The organism is Mesorhizobium sp., assembly GCF_024509055.1.
Lineage (GTDB): Bacteria > Pseudomonadota > Alphaproteobacteria > Rhizobiales > Rhizobiaceae > Mesorhizobium.
Genome location: NZ_JANINM010000393.1, coordinates 1 through 21,157, shown reverse-complemented (window position 1 = coordinate 21,157; position 21,157 = coordinate 1). Strand labels below are relative to the sequence as shown.

Here is a 21,157-nt window from a genome sequence, read left to right as displayed (position 1 = left end):
ATGCCTTCCCGCATGACGTGCTGCTCGACGAGACCGGCGGCGTCGGCTTCAAGAAGGGCTGCTATGTTGGACAGGAAGTGGTCTCGCGCATGCAGCACCGCGGCACGGCCAGGCGCCGCGTCCTGATCGCCTCGGCGGAGAGTCCCCTGCCCGCTTCCGGCACAGAGCTCACCGTTGGCGGCCGGTCGGTCGGTACGCTCGGCTCGGTCAGCGGCGGCACCGGTCTCGCAATCGCCCGCACAGACCGCGTCAAGGCCTCGACCGACGCCGGGGAAAAGATCCTGGCCGGCGAGGTTCCGGTGACGCTCGCCATCCCTGCCTGGGCGAAATTCACCTTCCCGCAGGATACAGCCACCGCGGAGGGGGCCTGATGGCGGCCGACCGCGCGGGCGCGCCGCCGCGCGCCTGGCAGCGCATGCTTTCCGGGCGGCGGCTCGACCTGCTCGACCCCTCGCCGCTCGACATCGAGATTTCCGACATCGCGCAGGGGCTTGCCCGCGTTGCCCGCTGGAACGGACAGACCAGCGGCGAGCACGCCTTCTCGGTGGCGCAGCATTCGCTGCTCGTCGAGGCGCTGTATGGCGAGTTGGCGCCCGCCGCTTCCGCCGAGGCGCGGTTGGCCGCGCTGCTCCACGATGCGCCCGAATATGTCATCGGCGACATGATCTCGCCGTTCAAGTCGGTGATGGGCGGCTCCTACAAGGATTGCGAGCTGAGGCTGCAACGCGCCATCCACCTGCGCTTCTCGCTGCCGCTGGAGCTTGGCGCCGCCTTGCGCAAGGATATCAAGCGCGCCGACCAGATCGCCGCTTATTACGAGGCGACGCTGCTTGCCGGCTTTTCCACGGCGGAGGCGACGGAGTATTTCGGCCGGCCGCGCGGCTTTTCCGCCGACCGCTTCGACTTCACGCCGCGCTCCGTGACCTGGGCGCAAACAGCCTTTGCGAAGCGCTTCATGGCGCTCGAATCTGAACGCCGGCATTTTCTTGCCGCGAATCCAAGCACCTGAAAGAACGCTAAATTAACCGGCGACCGTGACAGTACCGTGTTCAGTCACGGTCCGCAGGCGCGCTCATGCCCGTCGCTCATGTCAAGGCTGGTTCGGCCGCAGCCCAGCGGAGAGCAACCCGTGTTGGCCCGGCCAGGCGCATCGCGGAAGAACTTCGCGCCCAGAACGAACGCTTCGCGGCCGCCGTAGAGAACATGTCGCATGGTCTGTGCATGTTCGACGCCGATGAACGCATGATCATCTGCAACCGCAACTATATCGACCTCTTCCGCCTCGACGCCAAGGTGATGAGGCCCGGCATCCGCTTCTTCGATATCCTGCAGCATAGCGTCGATATCGGCATCGCCTCGCAAAGTGCCGAGCAGCTCTACGCCATCCGCAAGCCCTATATCGACGGCGCGAAGCCCTCAACCTACGAGGAGACGCTGGCCGACGGACGCATCATCGTCATCTCGCACCGGCCGCTGGCTTCCGGCGGCTGGGTGTCGATCTACGAGGACGTGACAGTCCAGCGCCGCGCCGAGGAAGAGCTGAAGGAGCAGCATCGCCGCTTCGACGCCGCGCTCGCCAACATGTCGCAAGGCCTGCTGATGTACGACGCCGACGGCAAGATGATCGTGCGCAATCAGCGTTTTCTGGAACTCTACAACGCCACCGCCGCGGACTTCCCGTTTGGTATGACGCACCGCGACGCGCTCAAACGGCTGCTCGAACTCGGCATCTACACCAAGATCGACGCCGACAGCGAAGTCACCAAGACGGAAGCCTGCCTGCGGGCCGGCAAAATGCATTCGACCTACCGCCATCTTTCCGACGGCAGGACATTTCTGGTCGTGCGGCAGCCGATGAGCGGCGGCGGATGGGTGGTGACCTTCGACGACGTCACCGAAAGACGCCGCGCAGAAGAACGCATGGCGCATCTTGCCCATCACGACACGCTCACCAACCTGCCCAACCGCTCGATGTTCCGCGAGCGGCTGGACCAGGCACTGGTAGAGACAAAAGGCGCGCCGCTGGCCATCTTCTCGCTCGACCTCGACCGCTTCAAGGCAGTCAACGATACCTTCGGGCACCCGGCCGGAGACTGGCTGCTGAAATGCGTGGCCGGGCGGCTGCGGCGCTGCCTGCGCAGCGAAAGGGATATGGTGGCGCGTTTCGGCGGCGACGAGTTCGCCATCATCCAGTTCGACATCAAGACGGAAGCCGATGCCGAGAAGTTGGCGAAGCGCATCGTCGAGGTCATCGGCAAGCCCTATCGCGACAGGGGCCGCGAGATGCATGTCGGCGTGAGCCTGGGTATCGCGCTCTACCCTGGCGACGGACAGGACGCCGACACGCTGCTCACGAATGCCGACATGGCGCTCTACCGGGGCAAGAGCGAAGGCCGCAACGTCCACCGCTTCTTCGAGCCTGGCATGGACGCCATGGTGCGGGCACGCCGGGCGCTTGAAATCGATCTCGAAGCAGCATTGCCGAGGCGCGAATTCGAGCTCGACTTTCAACCGATCCTCAACATCGCCTCGGGCGAGATTGTCGGGGCCGAGGCCTTGCTGCGCTGGCGTTCGCCATCGCGCGGGCTCGTCGCGCCAGAGGATTTCATCACCGTCGCCGAAGAAACCGGGCTGATCGTGCAACTGGGCGACTGGGCATTGCGCAAGGCCTGCAGCGTTGCGGCGGGCTGGCCGCGCGATGTGCGGATGGCGGTCAATGTCTCCGCGGCGCAGATTAAGAGCGGCGGCTTCGCGCGCAGCGTGATCTCGGCGCTCGCATCCTCCGGCCTGCCGGCCAGCCGGCTGGAACTCGAAATCACCGAAACGGTGATGATGGACGAGAGCGAGACGGTGCTGCGGACGCTCAGCCAGTTGCGCGGGCTTGGCGTGCGCATCGCGCTCGACGATTTCGGCACCGGCTATTCCTCGCTGGGTTATCTCCGGCGCTTCCCGGTCGACAAGATCAAGATCGACCGCTCCTTCATCCATGACCTCGACAGGCGAGACATGGCCGCGATCGTGCGCACCGTCATCGGACTTGGCGCCGAGCTTGGCATCACCGTCACCGCCGAGGGAGTCGAGACCGAAGCGCAGCTCGACATGCTGCGCCGTGCCGGCTGCGGCGAGGCGCAAGGCTACCTGATCGGCGTCCCGGCCAAGGCATCCGGAATGAGCAGATTGTTGCGATCCCAGGCCCTGTTGCGCCAATCCGGCTGAACGGGCGCGCGCAGTCAGCGCAGCGACTCGATGTATTTCTCGTGGAAGCTGACATAACCGGGCTCGACCACCTTGAGGTGCCGCTCGATCAGCCGGTGGAACTCCGGCAGTTGATGGAACGGAACCCCGGGATAGGCGTGGTGCTCGGCATGGTACGGCATGTTCCAGGCGAGCTTGCGCACTACCCAGTTGGTGATGGTTGTTCGTGTGTTTTCAAGCATGTTGGCGACGAACGGGCAGCGACCGTGCTCGGCGAGCAGGTAGAGCCTGAGAAAGGGTTGGCCGAGCAGTGCCGGCACCACCCAGACATAGAGCACCGCCGTCGTCCTGAACCAGACGGACAGCGCCAGCACGGCGACATAGAAGGCGATCATCGCCCGCGCCTCGGCCTGCACCTTGGGCAGGCCCTTCGGCGGCACGTAGCTGTCGCGGCAGTGGCCGGTCGCATTGGTGCAGAGCGTCTTGAAATGCCCCAGCCAGACCGGCAGGCCCGAGACGTGGACGATGTACTGCCGCATGGTCTCCGGCTTCGGGAAGGCAAGTTCCGGGTCGTTCTCCGGATCCTGCGTGAAGCGGTGATGGGCAAAGTGGAAGTAGCGGAACCAGTCGACGGGCAAGGCCAGCGCCAGGCTGCAGAGGCGCGCGACGGCATCGTTCAGCCACTGCGTCCTGAATGCCGTACGGTGCAGCGTCTCATGCAGCAGCGTGAACAGGAAGACGATCAAGATGCCCTGCGGCAGCATCAGCAGCGGCCAGAACGGCACCTTTGCCGCGATCAGCGCGCCGAGGATGACGATCGCGCCGAAGTGTGCGGTAAACTGGATCAGGCCCGGCAGGTCGGACTTGCCGGTCAGCCGGCCGCGCTCCTCATTCGTCAGGGAGGCGATGACATCGCGATGGTCGACGGTTTCTTTGTGGTCGATGGCGTTCATGAGGCGAGACTACTCCAACAAAAAACCTTTCGGAAAACGAGGATTTCTGTAAAATAGATAAGATTAACTTATCTATTGGATGCCCTCATGGTCGCACTTCCATCGCTGCGCGGACTTCAGGCCTTCGAGGCCGCGGCACGCACAGGCAGCTTCGCCGCGGCGGCGGAAGAACTATCGGTGTCCGCCGCCGCCGTCAGTCAGCTCGTCCGCACAGTCGAGGAGCAGATGGGCCGCAAGCTCTTCCATCGCGTCAACCGGCGCGTCGTGTTGTCGGAAGCCGGCGTCGAGATGCTGCCCAGGCTCACCATGGCGTTCCAGGAGATCGGCAGCGTGGCGCGGGATGTGGGAGGCGCATTCCGGCCCCGGCTCGTCGTCTCTGTGCCGCCGTCCATGGCCATGGGCTGGCTTTCCGAGCGCCTCGCCGGCTTCGTCGCAAGCCACGGCGCCGTCGACATATCGCTGCGAGGCGACGACGACCCGGTGCAGTTCGAGCATGAGCTGATCGACGTCAGGCTGTCCTACGGTCCGCACTACCGTGAACATCCGACCGAAGACATCGTTCGCGACGCCGTCTATCCGGTCTGCGCGCCGCGGCTTGCCAGCGCCGTCAAGTCAGGCGATGGCCCGCTTGCCGGCCTGCCGTTGATCCACACTGACTGGGGACCGACCGGCGCCTCCTTCCCATCCTGGCGCAACTGGTTCGAGGCGGCCGGCCTCGAGCCCGGCCGCGCTGTCCAGCGCGGCCTTTCCGCCAACTCTTCGCGCGCGGCGCTCGATCTCGCCATTTCGGGATTGGGCGTGGCACTGGCGCAAGGCGTCTACTGCGCGCGGGCGCTGGAGGACGGCAGGCTGGTCAGGCCGGTTTCCCGGTCGCTGGAACTGCGCCAACCCTATTGCCTCACCATCCCCGAGCGCGGCGCGCGGCGCGACGTGGTGGCCGCGTTCCGCCAATGGCTGATCGAGGAATGCGTGCGTTCGGTCAGATCGCCGGCGCTGGTCGGCCAGCCATCCGACAGCCGGTAAACCCGGCGTCCTTCAGAGATGCCCGGCCAACGCCGCGGTCATGTCCTTGCTGGTCGCGACCGGGACGATCTCGAATTCGACCAGGTCGTTCCACTCGATTGCCCAGCGCTGCAGCAGGGTCACGTCATCAGCCTCGACCAGCAGGAAGCAGCGGCTCATATCGGCCGCGATCCAGCTGTGATGCACGATCAGTTCGTCGGGCTTCAGGCGACCCCGGTCGCGGAAACGGCGATAGATCTCCTTGCGGTCGCAGCCGCGAAAATCCTCGGTGACGATGAACAGCATCTTCTACCCCATCAAGCGCGTTACCGGCCCGGCCGCTCCAGGCGCTCCAGGAACCATTGCGTCAGCCGCACCCAGACCTCATCCTTCTCGCCGGAATCCTCCCAACCGTGGTCGAGATTCGGGTTGTCGTTGACCTCAATGACGAAGACGCCATCCTTGGTTTCCTTGAGGTCGACGCCGTAGAGGCCGTCGCCGATACAGCGCGCCGCCTTGACCGCCGTCTCGACGACGTGGGGCGGCGTATCCTTCAGCGTGAAGGTCTTGATGCCGCCCTGGTCGGGCTTGCCGTTGGCCTTGTGGTTGACGATCTGCCAGTGCTTCTTGGCCATCAGGTAGTGGACGGCAAACAGCGGCTGCCCGCCGAGCACGCCGACGCGCCAGTCATACTCGGTCGGGATGAATTTCTGAGCGATGAGGAGGTCGGAATCCTCCAGCCATTCGGTGGCGAGCTTGGTCAATTCGGCCAGGTTCTCGCATTTCTTGACGCCGCGCGAGAAGGAGGAATCAGGGATCTTCAGCACCAGCGGGAAGCCCAGCGTCTGCGCGGCAAGCTCGAAATCCGAAGGGCCGGCGATCATCACCGTCGGCGGCACCGGAACCTTGTTGGAGGCCATCAGCTCGTTGAGGTAGACCTTGTTGGTGCAGCGGATCATCGACAGCGGATCGTCGATGACCGGCATGCCTTCCTGCTGCGCGCGGCGCGCGAAGCGGTAGGTGTGGTTGGAGATCGACGTCGTCTCGCGGATGAACAGCGCGTCGTAGTTGGCGAGCTTGGCGAGGTCCTTCCGGGTGATCGGCTCGACTTCGACGCCCATCTTCTCGGCGATCCTCGCCCAGTAGCGAAGCGAGGATATCTGCGACGGCGGCAGTTCCTCATGCGGGTCGACCAGCGTCGCGAACGTATAGCGCGCCGGCGTGCGGCCCTTGGTGTCTCGCCACTCGCGATTGGTGTAGGTCTCCAGGCACTGCAGGAAGACGGCTTCCTCCTCGTCGGTCATGCGCGCGAGCGGCAGGAAGCCGATCTTGCGGATGGAAGCCCATTCGGCGCTATCCTTGATATGGACTTCCAGTGCCGGCGCGCGGAACCAGTCGAACAGAAGCTTGGCGAAACGGTCCCACACCTTCGAAGGCCCGATGCCGAAGAAGACGGCGACCTTCGACGGGAAGGTTCCGCCAAGATCCTTGCGGCACTTGTTGAGCGCCAGCTCCAGTTCCGGCAGCGCGTGCTCGTAGAGCTTGCGCTCCGAAAGGTCGATCATGGTCTCGACGGTCGGGATCACCTTGTGGCCGCGCGATCCGGCGAGCAGCGAGGCATAGTAGCCGCGGCTCTGGTAGCCATAGTTGTTCGACAGGTTGATCACCTTCGGCCGCTGTCCCTTGAACAGCGCGGGATGGGCCAGGTAATCGCGGTTGGTGATGATCTTGTGCGGCGTCGCCACCTGGTCGAGATCGCTCTGTCTGCCGGTAAGGATGACCCAGGTCATTGTTTCAGCGTTTTCCCAGAGTGATGGCGGCGCGCAGTCCATCGCGGCCGAACTGAGCCATGTTCATGAAGATGCCGTAGGGCACCGGGATGTTGGCGGCGTCGAGGACGGTTTCCTGCTTCTCGGACTCGACCCAGGGATCGTGGATGACGATATGGTCGCCGTCGTCGCCGATCGCCAGTACCCAGTGCGGCACTTTCTTGCCGAACATCAGGAAGCCGCTGATCAGCACCAGCACCAGCTTGCCGTCGGCGAGCGCCGAGCGGATGTCGTCGATACCGAACGGACGGTAGTTCACCGGAATGCCGTAAAGTTCAGCGCGGCGGCGAAAGTCGACCTGGGCAAGCTCCATCACCCGGCGCTTGTCCTCGCTCCTCACCGACTGCAGGAACAGCGCGCCGTAGAAGGAGACAAAGACTTCGGCCGCAAGCCCGCTTTCATAGCCGGCGACAGCCAGGCCAAACGGCTCGCAGCCGCCCGGGCCCGACATCATGAAGATGGTGGTGGCCTCGCGCCACAGGCGGATTTCCATGACCGGGTCGGGCACGAAGCCATTGTCAAAATTGGCCATCGCCATCATCAGGCAGCACGGGCCGCAGGTGAACTCGCAGGTCTGCGGGTAGAACGGTACCCTGGTGCTTCTCGGCGCATCGCCACGCAGCGTCTTTTCGTAACGCAGCGCCGTGGCGCCATCCTCATAGTAGTGCGGCTCGCGGCCTATTCTGCGATAGCCCGCCTGCTCGTAGATGCGGATGGCGCGATGATTGTCCTCGCGCACCTCAAGCCTCAGCATGATGCGGCGATGCTCGTAAGCCGCCTCCTCTGCCGCCGCCAGAAGCTGGCGGCCGATGCCGATCTGGCCGAAAAAGGGACCGATCGCGATGGAGTAGAGTCGCGCCACGCCGCTGCCCTTGCGAAACAGCACCACCGCATAGCCCGCGACATGGCCGTCGTTCTCGGCCACCAGCATCTCGGCGGTCTCGCGCTCGATGAACTGGCGAAAGGATCGCCGGGACAGGCGATCGCCCGGGAAAACAGCCTTCTCGATGGCGGCGAGGTCATCGACGTCTGACGCACGGGCCTTGCGGATCTCGGCAGGCATGCGGGCTTGGGAGAACCTCGATTGGTTGCGGAAACGGCCCCGTTTAAAGCGTCGCGAACACCGGCCGAAGCGCCGGTATTCATCAAGCGCTATCGCTCCTTGATTAGGGCCGAATTGTGACAGGTTCCGCGGCGGCAAGGAAGCGCGGAATCTATGAACAGGAACCCCGTCCGGAAAGGCCGCCGGCTGCACGAAAAGCGCAGCCGGCGTCAGCTCGAAATACCGGCCAGAAGCTGGCCGTAGGCACTCTTGGCGACCTCGGAAAGACGCTCCGGCGGCAACGAGCCAACCACGGCGCAGCCATAGCCCTTGTCCAGCCAGTAGACCGCCTCCGGCCCGTCGGCTTCCGCCGTATAGGTGCCCTTGGTGGCCTGGGATGATTCGGCGGTGACGAACAGCGAGATGCGCTCGCCCTTGGCGTCCTCGTAGAGCAGCATCGCGGCCTTGCCCCGCTCGCCGGCGGGAAGCAGCCTGCCGCCGACCAGTTCGAAACCCTCGGCCGCAAGGTCAGGAGCAACCAGCTTCAGCCCGACACGGTTCGACAGCCAGGTCTGCAAATGCTCCTTGTCGCTCGCCGGGACTTCCACGGCATGGCGCTTCTCGGCGGCGTAGATGACATGCGCGGCGATCGCCTGCTCGGCAAGCCGGTCGTCGCTTTCACCACCGCGCCCGACGCCATCGATGCCGGCGAAATAGCCGCCAGCCCCACCGACCATCAGCACGGCGGCCGCCGCCGCCGAAAGCCACCAGCGCGAACGCCAGGCAGGCGCCTTTGCCGGCGCCTCGCCAAGCAACGCTTGCCTGAGCTTTGCCGGTACGGGCTCATCCATCACGCCGGCAAAAGCCGCGCGCAGGGCGGCGCGGTCGGCGATGTAGCGGGCGCTCTTGGCCTTCATCTCGGGATTGGCGTCGAGCCAGGCGTCATAGGCCATGCGCTCCTCCCCCGGCAGTTCTCCGTCGAGGGCCATGTGGATATCGCGTTCGGAGAAATCGCGCCGGGTCATTTCTCGACGATCCTTATCGAGCGGCGGCGCGCGGAATCGTCGAGCAGGCCACGTAGCTCCTCGCGGCCGCGCGCGATGCGCGACATCAGCGTGCCGGCCGGCACACCCAGGATGTCGGCGGCCTCGGCGTAGGAAAAGCCTTCGATGGCGACCATGACCAATGCCGCCCGGCGATCGGGGCTGATCGCCTGCAAGGCATCCATGATCTCGCGCGAGGCGACGCTCTCGACCTGATTGGCGGGCGCGGACTGGGCTTCACCGGCTTCAAGAGGCAGCATCGCCGCCTCGCCGCGCCGGTTCACCTTCCGCATCTGGTCGATGAACAAATGATGCATGATCGTAAACAGCCACCTCCTGGGGCTTTCTCCAGTCTGCCAGTTGTCGAGCCGCACTAGCGCCCGCTCCAGGCAGTCCTGGACGAGGTCGTCGGCGGAATCGCGGTTGCGCAGCAGCGAGCGCGCATAACGGCGCAAACGCGGTATCTCGCTCAGGATCGCTGCCTTCTTGTCGTCCATGACCGCTTGTTTCGAGGTCGTCTTCCATTTCGATTGAACGCGCCTTCGCGGCGCGGCGCAAGCAGCCAGCGCGAAGCGGCCACCCGCTCCGGTACCCAAGCACCTGACTAACGCAGGCGGATGCGGGTTTATTCCCGGCATCCGCCTATAAGTGCCGTGCTTTCGACCTTTATTTCGCAGCCCTGGTCAGCAGCCGCTGGTAGAACAGGCCGATGCCGATCAGCACGGCGCCCAGCCCAATGAAGGACAGCGCGCGCAACACGCCTTCCAGTTCCGACATGTCGAAGAGGAAGACCTTCAGCACGGCGACGGCGATCAGCACGGCCGAAGCAATGCGCAGCACTTGCGATTTCAGCCAGACGCCGGCGGTAAGCAGCGCCACCCCCATCACCAGCCACAGCGCCGAATAGGTATAGGTCTCGAGCTGGCCGAGTCCGCTCCACCAGGCGATGAACTCGCCCTTGAACAGGCGACGCACCGACAGCGTCGCATAGGCGAATGCAAGCAGCGCGGCGACGAGCGCCAGCATCGCCGAATACCATTTCGGCCGCTTGCCGCGCACATAGAACGCCAGCGCGCCGGCGGCGATGGCCGGCAAGAGATAGGCCAGGAACAAGAGGTTGAAGAAGGGGATTGTCCCGGTCGACTCGTCGGTGAACAGCGGGTTCAGCACCGCGAAATGCTGGACGGCGATGAGGCCGGCCGAAACCACGCCGGCGGCCATCGATCCGTAGCGCAGCACCGAGCTCGGCGAGCGCAGGTCGATGGCGACCAGGATGGCGCCGGCGCCGAGCGCGATCAGCGTGTAGATCGCCTGCTCGGCAAGCGTGACCGCGCCGGTGTCGATGACGCCGCCATGCATGGCGTGGCGCACCAGCATGGCGATGGCAAGCAGGCCGAACAGCGCCGACGCCGCCTCCATGGCGAGGCGCGGCCGGCCGTTGGTGGTGCGCGCCAGTTGCCAGGCGGCGAAACCGAAAGCCAGCGCCGGCACGCCATAGCCAGGCAGCAACCAGTTGAAGACCAGCGTGCGCGACAGCACTGCCGCGCCGACGATGGTCGGGTCGAAGGCGACGCGGCCGAGCACGGCGACCGCCGCGCCGACGGCGATCCAGCCCAGCACGGGGTAGGAGCGCCAGCGCGTCGCCAGCGCCGGCAGGATGGCGGCGACGCCGAGCAGCACCGTCGTCCAGCCGGAGCCGAAGGCCATATGCAGCATCAGGAGGACTGCAAAACCGGCGCCGGCGAGCGCGAAGGAGACGGCCGACCCGCCGCGAAGCGGCGGCTCCTCGGCGCGCGCGATCCACTCGCCGCCGGCGGAAAACACCAGCGCCAGGAGCAGCGCGGGCAGCGCATAGCCGAGGTCGCGGTCGATATCGCCGAAGGTGAACCAGAGCGCGGTCAGCACGACCAGCGGCGCGATCACGCCCCATGCCGCCCAGCATGCGGCGCGGACCGGCGCGCTGGCCGCAAAGCGGCGCGCGGCCCAGAAGCCGGCGCCAATGAAGACCAGCGCCAGGGCGATGCCGATGCGGAAGGTCAGCGCATCGGCGATCACCAGCGGCTCGGCGCCCAGGCCGACATCGAGCGCATCGGCGCCGATTGTGGTCGGCGGAACGATGCCGACATAGATCAGCACCGTTGCCACGCCGGCGGCGAAGACCAGCGGCAAGGCGCGCGGCCGATAGAGCGCGACCGCCACGAGCGCGGCGAACAACACCGCGCCTGGCAAGGCGTCGCCAGCCTTGGCGAAAACCGGATCGGTGAACAGCCCGAGCGCGGTGAGCGCCGCGAAAAAACCCGGCACGATCGATGGCCAGTCGAAGCCTGGTTCGGTGTCGTCGCGAGCCATGAGCCAGACGAAGGCAAGCACGGCGAGAGTCGCCAGGCTAATGAACAGCACCGCCGCGAGGTCCATATCCAGCGCGTCGGTCATGTAGAGGATGGTCCAGATACCGCTGCCGGCGAAGGCCGCGGCGACCAGCATCTTCCAGTCGCGGATGCGGGCGATCGCGGCGGTGGCGGCAAGCACGATCGCCAGATAAACGAACAGCGCCCAGGGATTGGGCGCCTGCGAGGCGACGAGCGCCGGCGTGACCATGGCGCCGACGAGGCCGATGCCGGCGAGCGCCAGGCCATGGACGAGCGAGACAGCGATCGCCGCTATACCGATGGCACCGAGAAGCGTGAAGGCCAGTGCCGGGCCGATGAAGCCATATATGGCGTGCGCGGCATAGATCGTACCGAACAATATAAAGGCGCCGGCCGCGGTGAGGATCGCCGGGATATAGGCGCCCGTGGCCCCCCGCACCGGCACATTGAAGCCGGTGCGCCGGATGAACTCGGCGCCGGCAATCAGCGCCAGTCCGAGGATGCCGGCCATGGTGAGACGCACGCCAGGGCCGAAAATACCGGCCTCGATGGTGTATCGGATCAGGAACAGGCCACCCAGAGCCAGCGCGATGCCGCCGACCCAAACCGCCCAACGCGTGCCCAGCGCCGTTTCGACATCGGTCTGCCGAGCGGCCTTCGCTGGCGCGGCGACCTCGGCCGGCGCAGCGGGCTTCGCGGATTCGCCCGGCTCGGCTGGTTCGGCCGCAGCCCCCTCTCCTTTGCCCCATGGCCCGGGAACGACCTCCGCGTCGGCTGCCTCCGGCCTTGCGGCGGGGGCCTCGGCAGGGGCGGTCTTCTCTTCCGGCGGCGCGACAAGGTCGGCGACAGCCGAGGAAGCGGCCGCGTGCGGCTTGCTGTCGTCCACGGCCTCTCCCGACGGTTTGGCCACCGGCACCGCCATGCCCGAAGGGGCAAGGCCGCGCAGCGCGGCGAGCTCACGCTCGATCAGGGCGATGCGGTTTTGCAGCCGCGAAACGATGACGAATAGAGCGATGACCGCGGCAATGGAAATCAGGCTGAAAAACATGGCGGTTCCCCTCAAAACCAGCCCCAGTCATGGCTGACAAATGCGGCAATGAGACGGCTACTGAAATCAGCCCTTGGCGGCCAGAAAGATCGAGCATGTTTCCACGCCGATTGCCAGCAACCGCGACGGGTTATCCAACGCCAACACGCCGAAAGAGCGACAGCTCAAACTATGAATTTACCTGCCAGCCGCCACGAAATACTCGTGCTAGTCTCGGACGTTCGCACGGATAGAGGATCACCGATGCCGCAACGAAGCGCGGGCCTTTTGATCTACAGGCGCACCGCCGGTGTTTTCGAATTTCTCCTCGTCCATCCCGGCGGCCCGTTCTGGGCGAAGAAGGATGAAGGCGCGTGGTCGATCCCGAAAGGGCTCGTTGGCGAGAACGAGGATGAACTCGCGGCAGCGCGGCGCGAAACCGAGGAAGAGCTGGGCATTGCCGTCGATGGCGACTTCCGGCCGGTCGGCAGCTACAGGCAACCGGGCGGCAAGATCGTGATCGCCTGGAGCGTCGAGGCCGATCTCGACGAGAACGCGGTCAAAAGCAACATGTTCAGCATGGAATGGCCGCCGAGGTCAGGCGTCATGAGGGAATTTCCCGAAGTGGACAAGGCCGGCTGGTTCTCCCCGTCCGACGCAGAGATCAAGATCCTGAAAGGCCAGCGTCCGATCCTGGACGATTTTCTGGAACAGCGGGGCTGACAGCTAACGCGCCGCCAGATTGCCGACGGGGAAGATCGAACAGGTTTCGGTGCCGAAGGCGAGCAGCTTGCCGCTGGCGTCCTTCAGCGAGGCTTCCGAGACCGCCAGCGTGCGGCCCTTGTGGATGATCTTGCCCTCGCAGAACACTTCGCCGGTCTTCGGCGTTATCGGACGCATGAAGTTCACCTTGAACTCAGCTGTGGTATAGGCCTCACCCTTGTCGAGCATCGTCTGCACCGCGCAACCGAGAGCCGAATCGAGCAGGGTCGCCGCCCAACCGCCATGCACCGTGCCCAGCGGATTGAGATAGCGCTCGCTCGGCATACCCTGGAATACCACGCGCCCTTCCGACACTTCGGTCAGGCTGAAGCCCAGCTGATAGGAAATCGGCGGCGCCGGATATTTGCCGGCCACAAGGCGTTGCAGCAGTTCGAGCCCGGTATAGACCGCGACGTCACCATGCGGGATGGTGCCAAGGCCGAGCGGCGACACCCGGCCGGGATAAAGTTCGACTTCACTCACTGGACTGCCCCTCCCTTATTTTCGATGCCGATTGCTTTCAGCCCCGCATGGTGCCGGCGCAGCGCGGCCAGAAACCCGGCGCGGGCGTCGGGCTGCTCGATGCCGCGCGGCTCATAGACATGACGGGTGAAGAAAAAGCCTGTCAGGCGGAAGGCATCATCGAGCGCCACGGGGTCGGCGCGCAGGCCGGAACCACGCTGCAGGAAAGCGGGCAGCGCCAGCATCTTGTCGCGCCAGGGCGCTCCGGCGTCGCGCGAGACGGCGCGTCCCGACTTCGGCGAAACATAGGCTAGGTCCTGCTTCGTGCCAGTCGCCGCGCATTCGCCGAGATCGAGGCCGAAGCCGAGCTCATCGAGAATGAGAAGCTCGAAGCGCGCCACCAGTTCGCCCGCCGCGTCGGCGTCGTCGAGATGGGAGATCATCACCGCCAGCGCCTCGTAGAGACCGCCATGCGCATCGCGCTCGGGCAGAAGGCGCAGATGCGCGGCCATGGTCTGCAGGCCATAGATTGCCACAGCGCTGTCCATCAACCGCGCCGCATTCATCTCGATCGCCTCGGCCTGGAAGGTGCCCAGATGCTCGTCGAGCCGCGCCCGCCACAGGAGATCGACGCGATTGCCAGGCTGCAGCACCGGCTGCTGCTTGCGCGAGCGGCCGCCGCGCACCAGGCCGAGATGGCGGCCATGGGCGCGCGTCATCACCTCGAGAATGGCGCTGGTTTCGCCATGCTTGCGGGTGCCGAGAACGATTCCCTCGTCGCGCCATTCCATGAACAGAGCTTTTCACCCGTTGGGCGGCGAAATCAAGCTGCGAGGCAGGTCTGCTCAGCTAGGAAACTCCAGCCCCATCTCGCGGTAGCGCTCGGGGTCGTCGCCCCAGTTCTCGCGCACCTTCACGAACAGGAAGAGATGCACCTTCTGCTCGAGGATCTCGGCGATCTCCGTGCGCGCTGCCTGGCCGATGGCGCGGATCGTCTCGCCCTTGTGGCCGAGCACGATCTTCTTCTGGCTGTCGCGCTCGACGTAGATGACCTGCTCGATGCGCACCGAGCCGTCCTTCTTCTCCTCCCATTTCTCGGTCTCGATATGCGAGGAATAGGGAAGCTCCTGGTGCAGCCTGAGATAAAGCTTCTCGCGCGTGATCTCTGCCGCTAGCTGGCGCATCGGCAGGTCGGAGATCTGGTCCTCCGGATAATACCAGGGACCGGCGGGCAGCGTTTCGGCAAGATAGTCGAGCAGGTCCCTGCAACCGGAGCCGGTCAGCGCCGAGACCATGAAGGTGCGCTTGAACGGGACGCGCTCGTTCGCTGTCGCGGCCAGCGCAAGAAGCGTCTCGGGCTTGACGCGGTCCACCTTGTTGAGGACCAGCAGCATCGGCTGCCGCACGTCCTTCAACCGGTCGAGGATGGCATCGGCATCGCCTCTGATGCCGCGCTCGGCATCGATCAGCAGCACCACGACATCGGCGTCCTTGGCGCCGCCCCACGCGGTCGTGACCATCGCCGTATCCAGCCGCCGCTTCGGCTTGAAGATGCCGGGCGTGTCGACGAAGACGATCTGGGCGTTCTCATGGGTGGCGATGCCGCGCACGATGGCGCGGGTGGTCTGCACCTTGTGGGTGACGATCGACACCTTGGCGCCGACAAGCTGGTTGACGAGCGTCGACTTGCCGGCATTAGGGGCGCCGATCAGGGCTACGAAGCCGGAGCGTGTTTCGGGGGCTTTGGAAGACTCATTATCCGTCATGCCGCGTTCCATACGCCTTCGCGAAGCAAAAGGGCAGCGGCTGCTGCCTGCTCCGCCTCACGCTTGGAGCGGCCGCTGCCGATGGCCGGCGCGAAGGCGCCGACCTTGACGCTGACCGTGAACAGCGGATCGTGGTCAGGCCCCTCCCGGCCGTCGACGCTGTAGGCCGGCATGGCGCCGGACGCCGCCTGGTGCGCCCATTCCTGCAATTCGGTCTTGGCGTCGCGGCGGGCAGCGCCTATCGCCTGCGAGCGCGGCTGCCAGTAGCGATGTATGAAGGCGCGCGCCACCTCCAGCCCGCCATCGAGATAGAGCACGGCAATCAGCGATTCCAGCGCATCGGCGCGCAGGTTGGTCCGCTTGCGGCCTTCCAGGTTGCGCACGTCGGAGCCGGCGCGGACGAGGTCGGGCAGGCCGATCTCCTCGGCGATCTCGGACAGCGCCTCGGCATTGACCAGCGCGTTGAGACGCAACGAGAGCTCACCCTCGACGGCATCCGGGAAAGCGGCGAGCAGCATGTCGGCCACGATGAGGCCGAGAACACGGTCGCCGAGGAACTCGAAGCGCTCGTAGTCGACGCCGGCATGGCTGGAACGCGCGCTGGCATGGGTCAGCGCCCGCTGCAGGCGCTGGCGATCGGCGAAGGCATGGCCGGTGCGCTCGACAAGCGCTTCGGCAAGGGCATCGGCGGTCAGACGCTTGGTTGCCGCCATGACCTTAGTGGACGAAATTGAAGAGGCGCCCGGCGCGCATCTCCGACGGCCACTTCCAGACCTCGAGCGGGCTCGCGCCGCCGGCGATCGAGAAGAAGATGACATTGGCGCGGCCGACCAAGTTCTCCGCTGGCACATAACCGACCGAGAAGCGGCTGTCGGAGGAATTGTCGCGGTTGTCGCCCATCATGAAGTAGTGGCCGGGCGGCACGTCGAATTCGCGCGTGTTGTCGCCGATCGAATTGGGCGTCAGGTCGAGCGTGTCATAAGTGACGCCGTTGGGCAGCGTCTCGCGATAGACGTCGACGGGACGGTCGACCTCGGTGATATCGGGATTGTCGATCTGGCCGACCTTGGTCCGCGGCACGCCGACGCCGTTGATGAAGAGCTGACCGTCCTTCATCTGGATCTTGTCGCCCGGCAGGCCGACGACGCGCTTGATGTAGTCGACCGACGGATCCGGCGGGAACTTGAACACGACCACATCGCCGCGCTTCGGCTCCGAGCCCCAGATGCGGCCCGAGAAGATGTTCGGGCCGAAGGGCAGCGAATAGCGCGAATAGCCATAAGCCCATTTGGTGACGAACAGATAATCGCCCTCCAGCAGCGTCGGCCGCATCGAGCCGGACGGAATGGAAAAGGGCTGGAACAGCAGCGTGCGGATGACGAGCGCGAGCAGCAGTGCCTGGATGATGACGGAGAAGGTTTCGCCAAGCCCGCCGGATTTCTTCTCGGATTTTTCAGCCACGCTCATGTCGTCCTCGATTGTGCGTTGGTTGGTATAGAGTCTCGGCGCGCGCTGGGCAACGTCATGCCAGCAGTGGTCAGAGGGAATTAATGTGGCGCTTATTCGACGGGCACCGCCTCGATGATCACAAAGGCTTGAGCGAGCGGGAAATCATCGGTGATCGTGAGGTGGATGAGCGCGCGGTGGCCCTTAGGCAGGATCTTCTCCAGCCTGGCGGCGGCGCCGCCAGTCAGGGCCATGGTCGGCGCACCGCTCGGAAGGTTCACCACGCCCATGTCGCGCCAGAACACGCCTTGCGCCATGCCCGTGCCCAGCGCCTTGGCGCAGGCCTCCTTGGCGGCGAAGCGCTTGGCATAGGATGCGGCTCGCGCCGCGCGGCCCTCCGACTTGGCTTGCTCGATTTCGGTATAGATGCGCTGAACGAAGCGCTGGCCGTGCCGTTCCAGCGACTTCTCGATGCGTCTTATGTCGATCAGGTCGCTGCCGATGCCGATGATCATTGCGCGGGAATTTCCCGTCCGCCCTGCTTTGCCTTCTTTGCAGCCCGCTCGGTCATCCGCTTCTTCCGCTGCTCGCGAAACACCGTCATGCCCCAGCGCGTGATGCCATAGAAGACGAGGCCGAAGACCAGGCCGAGCGGCACGGCGCCGATCAGCATCGGCTCCAGCACCGGGTGCCATAGTTTCGCGAACGAAAGCGTGTGCATCATTTCACCGAGATGCTCTGGCGGCCCGTGCTTGGGGAGACGGTCGTGCAGGATCAGCTTGCCGGTTTCCCAGGATGCACCCCAGAGCAGCGGAAAGGTCAGCGGATTGCCGAAGAATACGGCGCCGAGCGCTGCCGCCACCAGATTGCCGGCGATGACCCAGCAGACAGCCGCAGCAACGACAAAATGGAACCCCAGCGGAAAGAAGGAGGCGAACACGCCCGCGGCGACACCGGCGGCGACCGAATGGGGCGTGGATTTCAGCCTGAGGATGCGTTTGGATATATATTGTATGGAGCGTGAGAACGAGCGGCGCGGCCAGAGGTATGTACGCACCCGTTCCAGCAGGCCATCAGGCTCCCGGCGTCGAAAAAGCACTCTACTTCAGTTCCCGGTCCAAACTCGCCGCCCGCTACTTCGGGTCCGGTCGTAATGACTCATCCTGCGCCGCGGAGGCGCCTAAAGGCAACAACGACTTGATATAGAGACAGCCCTGCTCCGGAACAATGAATCCGGCCCGCGATGGTCTGCCGCAGGGCTTAACAATAGTGCCATTCTGGCGAAACTGAGGAGAAACTCCTCAAGCCAGGCCAGGTCGATGCGACGCCGACGGTCATATCTTGCGAAACCTCAGATGTTGCGGCTTCCAGGCTTAACGGCCGGGATGGCGGCGAGTTCCGGCGGCAGGCGGTCGGCAGGATAGGCCGGCACCTCATATTCGGCGAGCGCGATCAGCGGCACGCCGACATCGGTCTTGCCGGCCGAGCGGTCGATGATGCAGGCGGCGGCCACCACTTCGGCGCCGATCTCGCGCAGGCATTCGATGGTCTCGCGGATCGACAGGCCGGTGGTAACGATGTCCTCAACGATGACGACACGCGATCCTTCGGCGATCTCGAAGCGCCGGAGCCTGAACTCGCCCCCTTCCCTTTCGACCCAGATTGCCGGAACGCCGAGGTGGCGCGAGGTCTCGTAGGCCGGGATGAGGCCGCCGATCGCCGGGCCGACGACATAGTCGATCCTGCCCGGCACCGCCTTGCGGATCTTTTCCGCCAGCGCCTTGCACAGGCGCTCGGTCTTGTCGGCATGCATGAAGACGCGCGCCTTTTGCAGGAAGACCGGGCTGCGCAGGCCGGATGTGAGAATGAAATGACCTTCGAGAACTGCGCCGGCCTCGCGGAAAATGCCCAGCACTTCGTCGGTGTTCATTTCATCCCCTATCTATTGTTGTGACCATGACCTTGCCGAGACGGGTTCTCACCTTTCAAGGTCGCGGTCCAGTCGTTTAGCCGTTAACACGCCGCGCATCGCTGACGCTCGAATTGTCCTTGAGCTGCGACAGCAGCCTGTTGAGATGTTTCAGATCCCAGACTTCGAGGTCTATCAACATCTCGGTGAAATCGGGCGCGGTGCGCACCATCGACAGCGTGTGGATGTTGGCGTCGTTGGAGGCGACGACCTGGGCGATGTCGGCAAGCGAACCGGGCGCATTGATGGCGGTGACCGAGACACGCGCCGGAAAGCGCTCCTTGGTGCTCTCGTCGATATCCCAGCGCACGTCGATCCAGCGCTCGGGCTGGTCGTCGAAGGCCTGCAGCGCCGGCGACTGTATGGGATAGATGGTGATGCCGGTTCCCGGCTGGATAATGCCGACGATGCGGTCGCCGGGCACGGCGCCCTCCGGCGCGAAACGCACCGGCAGGTCGCCACGCACGCCGCGGATCGGAACGGCGCCGTCGCGAGCCTGATCCTTGTCCTTGCGCGCGGCCCGAGTGCCCGGCATCTGAAACAGCATACCGGCCGCGTTGCGGATCTTCGACCAGCCCTCCTCGCGCTGCTTGGGCGGCGCGACAGTGACGCGCTCATCCTTGTAGTCGGGGAACACCGCCTTCATCACGTCGGTCGATGCCAGCTCGCCGCGCCCGACCGAGGCCAGCACGTCCTCGATGTCCTTGCGCGCCAGCCGGTGCAGCACCGGCTTCAGGTTTTCCTTGGCGAAGGTCTTGCCGGCGCGTTCGAAGGCACGCTCCAGGATACGAGCGCCGAGGCCGGAATACTGCTTGCGGATCGCATTCTTGGTGGCGCGGCGGATAGCGGCGCGCGCCTTGCCGGTGACGACGACGGACTCCCAGGCAGCCGGCGGGACCTGCGCCTTGGAGCGGATGATCTCGACCTCATCGCCGTTCTTCAATTCCGTCATCAACGGCATGATGCGTCCGTTGACCTTGGCGCCGACGCAGGTGTCGCCGACATCGGTGTGAACCGCATAGGCGAAATCGATGGGGGTGGCGCCGCGCGGCAGCGCGATCAGCATGCCCTTCGGCGTGAAGCAGAAAACCTGGTCCTGGAACAGCTCCAGCTTGGTGTTCTCGAGGAAGTCCTCGGGGTTGTCGCCCTCGGCCAGCTGCTCGATGGTGCGCCGCAGCCAGGCATAGGCGTTGGTCTCCTTCGAGATCGTGTGGGCCGCGCCATTCGCCTTGCCGCCGGTGTCCTTGTAGATGGAATGCGCGGCGACGCCATACTCGGCGATCTTGTTCATCTCGCGAGTGCGGATCTGCAGCTCGACGCGCTGGCGGGACGGGCCAACGATGGTGGTGTGGATCGAGCGGTAGTCGTTCTGCTTCGGCGTCGAGATGTAGTCCTTGAAGCGGCCGGGCACCATCGACCAGGTCGTATGGATGGCGCCGAGCGCGCTGTAGCAGTCCTCGACGGTGTCGACGACGACACGGAAGCCGAAGATGTCGGAGAGCTGCTCGAAGGAAAGCGCCTTGGCCTCCATCTTGCGGAACACCGACCACGGCTTCTTCTGCCGGCTCTTCACGCTGGCCTTGATGGCATGTTTTTCGAACAGACCGGACAGCGCCGTCTCGATCTCCTGCAAGACGCCCTTGTTGCGTTCGAAGATTTCGGCGAGCCGCGCTGTAACCGCGCGATAGGCTTCCGGGTTGATGTAGCGGAAGGCGATCTCTTCCAGCTCCTCGCGCATGCCCTGCATGCCCATGCGCCCGGCAAGCGGGGCATAGATGTCCATCGTCTCCTCGGCGATGCGCAGGCGCTTGGCCTCCGGCATGTGGTCGAGGGTGCGCATGTTGTGCAGGCGGTCGGCCAGCTTGACCAGCAGCACGCGGATATCCTCGGATATCGCAAGCAGGAGCTTGCGCAGGTTTTCCGCCTGCTCGGCCTTCTTGGAGACCAGGTCGAGCTTCTTCAGCTTGGTCAGGCCCTCGACCAGCTTGCCCATCTCGGGACCGAACAATTCGTCGATCTCGGCCCTGGTCGCCGTCGTGTCCTCGATCGTGTCATGCAAAAGGGCGACAGCGATGGTCGCCTCGTCCATATGCATCTCGGTGAGGATGGCGGCGACTTCCAGCGGATGCGAGAAATAGGGATCGCCCGAAGCGCGCTTCTGATGGCCATGCTTCTGCATGGCATAGACATAAGCCTTGTTGAGCAGCGCCTCGTTGACGTCAGGCTTGTAGCGCTGCACGCGCTCGACAAGCTCATACTGACGCATCATGGGCGGAATCTCGCGGTGCTGAA

At 64.9% G+C, this 21,157-nt stretch carries 20 protein-coding genes and 1 pseudogene; 5 read left to right on the top strand and 16 right to left on the bottom strand.

All coding sequences use genetic code 11. The features are described from left to right. The 3 genes and pseudogenes from Q0L57_RS20285 to Q0L57_RS20275 form a co-directional block, all read left to right on the top strand. Positions 1-371 (top strand): annotated as a pseudogene (locus tag Q0L57_RS20285) (folate-binding protein); the annotation flags it as partial. After that, positions 371-1,009: an HD family hydrolase gene (locus Q0L57_RS20280; RefSeq protein ID WP_296744816.1), complete on the top strand. Its 639-nt coding sequence runs from the start codon at positions 371-373 to the stop codon at positions 1,007-1,009. The pseudogene Q0L57_RS20285 and the gene Q0L57_RS20280, both read left to right, overlap by 1 nt. A 65-nt stretch (positions 1,010-1,074) precedes the next feature. Further along, on the top strand, positions 1,075-3,216 hold the full coding sequence (locus tag Q0L57_RS20275; RefSeq protein ID WP_296744815.1) for an EAL domain-containing protein: 2,142 nt from the start codon (positions 1,075-1,077) through the stop codon (positions 3,214-3,216). 14 nt (positions 3,217-3,230) lie between these two features. Here the strand turns inward: Q0L57_RS20275 and Q0L57_RS20270 are convergent, their stop codons facing one another. Next, the gene (locus tag Q0L57_RS20270) at positions 3,231-4,148 is read right to left on the bottom strand and encodes a fatty acid desaturase family protein (protein ID WP_296744814.1); all 918 of its coding nucleotides are present in this window, start codon (positions 4,146-4,148) and stop codon (positions 3,231-3,233) included. A gap of 87 nt (positions 4,149-4,235) precedes the next feature. Between Q0L57_RS20270 and Q0L57_RS20265 the strand changes: the two genes are divergently transcribed. Beyond that, a complete protein-coding gene (locus Q0L57_RS20265; RefSeq protein ID WP_296744813.1) occupies positions 4,236-5,171 on the top strand; it encodes a LysR substrate-binding domain-containing protein in 936 nt (311 codons plus the stop codon). A gap of 12 nt (positions 5,172-5,183) precedes the next feature. Here the strand turns inward: Q0L57_RS20265 and Q0L57_RS20260 are convergent, their stop codons facing one another. The 6 genes from Q0L57_RS20260 to Q0L57_RS20235 form a co-directional block, all read right to left on the bottom strand. Further along, positions 5,184-5,456 (bottom strand): DUF3303 family protein, encoded by a 273-nt coding sequence (locus Q0L57_RS20260; RefSeq protein ID WP_296744812.1) that lies wholly within the window; start codon positions 5,454-5,456, stop codon positions 5,184-5,186. A gap of 20 nt (positions 5,457-5,476) precedes the next feature. Next, a complete protein-coding gene (locus tag Q0L57_RS20255) occupies positions 5,477-6,940 on the bottom strand; it encodes a RimK family protein (protein WP_296744811.1) in 1,464 nt (487 codons plus the stop codon). Positions 6,941-6,944: 4 nt separating this feature from the next. Then, positions 6,945-8,042: a GNAT family N-acetyltransferase/peptidase C39 family protein gene (locus tag Q0L57_RS20250; RefSeq protein ID WP_296744810.1), complete on the bottom strand. Its 1,098-nt coding sequence runs from the start codon at positions 8,040-8,042 to the stop codon at positions 6,945-6,947. Between the two features lie 209 nt (positions 8,043-8,251). Further along, positions 8,252-9,046, bottom strand: coding sequence for an anti-sigma factor (locus Q0L57_RS20245; protein ID WP_296744809.1), 795 nt, complete (start codon positions 9,044-9,046; stop codon positions 8,252-8,254). Continuing rightward, positions 9,043-9,561 (bottom strand): RNA polymerase sigma factor, encoded by a 519-nt coding sequence (locus tag Q0L57_RS20240; protein ID WP_296744808.1) that lies wholly within the window; start codon positions 9,559-9,561, stop codon positions 9,043-9,045. The genes Q0L57_RS20245 and Q0L57_RS20240 overlap by 4 nt, the downstream gene beginning before the upstream one ends. A 169-nt stretch (positions 9,562-9,730) precedes the next feature. Then, positions 9,731-12,481 (bottom strand): DUF2339 domain-containing protein, encoded by a 2,751-nt coding sequence (locus Q0L57_RS20235; protein WP_296744807.1) that lies wholly within the window; start codon positions 12,479-12,481, stop codon positions 9,731-9,733. A 243-nt stretch (positions 12,482-12,724) separates the two neighbouring features. Here Q0L57_RS20235 and Q0L57_RS20230 point away from each other — a divergent pair, with 243 nt between their 5' ends. Further along, positions 12,725-13,183 (top strand): NUDIX domain-containing protein, encoded by a 459-nt coding sequence (locus Q0L57_RS20230; RefSeq protein ID WP_296744806.1) that lies wholly within the window; start codon positions 12,725-12,727, stop codon positions 13,181-13,183. 3 nt (positions 13,184-13,186) lie between these two features. Here Q0L57_RS20230 and Q0L57_RS20225 read toward each other — a convergent pair whose 3' ends face one another. The 9 genes from Q0L57_RS20225 to Q0L57_RS20185 form a co-directional block, all read right to left on the bottom strand. Beyond that, on the bottom strand, positions 13,187-13,705 hold the full coding sequence (locus Q0L57_RS20225; protein WP_296744805.1) for a PaaI family thioesterase: 519 nt from the start codon (positions 13,703-13,705) through the stop codon (positions 13,187-13,189). After that, positions 13,702-14,475: a DNA repair protein RecO gene (recO, locus tag Q0L57_RS20220; protein ID WP_296744804.1), complete on the bottom strand. Its 774-nt coding sequence runs from the start codon at positions 14,473-14,475 to the stop codon at positions 13,702-13,704. The genes Q0L57_RS20225 and recO overlap by 4 nt, the downstream gene beginning before the upstream one ends. Before the next feature lie 54 nt (positions 14,476-14,529). Beyond that, the gene (gene era / locus Q0L57_RS20215) at positions 14,530-15,462 is read right to left on the bottom strand and encodes a GTPase Era (RefSeq protein WP_296744803.1); all 933 of its coding nucleotides are present in this window, start codon (positions 15,460-15,462) and stop codon (positions 14,530-14,532) included. Then, positions 15,447-16,163, bottom strand: coding sequence for a ribonuclease III (rnc, locus tag Q0L57_RS20210; RefSeq protein WP_296744802.1), 717 nt, complete (start codon positions 16,161-16,163; stop codon positions 15,447-15,449). The genes era and rnc overlap by 16 nt, the downstream gene beginning before the upstream one ends. Positions 16,164-16,167: 4 nt before the next feature. Next, the gene (gene lepB / locus Q0L57_RS20205; RefSeq protein WP_296744801.1) at positions 16,168-16,917 is read right to left on the bottom strand and encodes a signal peptidase I; all 750 of its coding nucleotides are present in this window, start codon (positions 16,915-16,917) and stop codon (positions 16,168-16,170) included. A 92-nt stretch (positions 16,918-17,009) separates the two neighbouring features. Then, on the bottom strand, positions 17,010-17,411 hold the full coding sequence (gene acpS, locus Q0L57_RS20200; RefSeq protein WP_296744800.1) for a holo-ACP synthase: 402 nt from the start codon (positions 17,409-17,411) through the stop codon (positions 17,010-17,012). Beyond that, positions 17,408-17,995, bottom strand: coding sequence for a DUF2062 domain-containing protein (locus tag Q0L57_RS20195; protein ID WP_296744799.1), 588 nt, complete (start codon positions 17,993-17,995; stop codon positions 17,408-17,410). Before Q0L57_RS20195 ends, acpS begins: the two co-directional genes overlap by 4 nt. Positions 17,996-18,247: 252 nt before the next feature. Continuing rightward, positions 18,248-18,826, bottom strand: a complete 579-nt coding sequence (gene pyrE / locus Q0L57_RS20190; RefSeq protein ID WP_296744798.1) for an orotate phosphoribosyltransferase — start codon at positions 18,824-18,826, stop codon at positions 18,248-18,250. A 76-nt stretch (positions 18,827-18,902) separates the two neighbouring features. Next, positions 18,903-21,134 (bottom strand): bifunctional (p)ppGpp synthetase/guanosine-3',5'-bis(diphosphate) 3'-pyrophosphohydrolase, encoded by a 2,232-nt coding sequence (locus Q0L57_RS20185; protein WP_296744817.1) that lies wholly within the window; start codon positions 21,132-21,134, stop codon positions 18,903-18,905. Positions 21,135-21,157 lie beyond the last annotated feature (23 nt).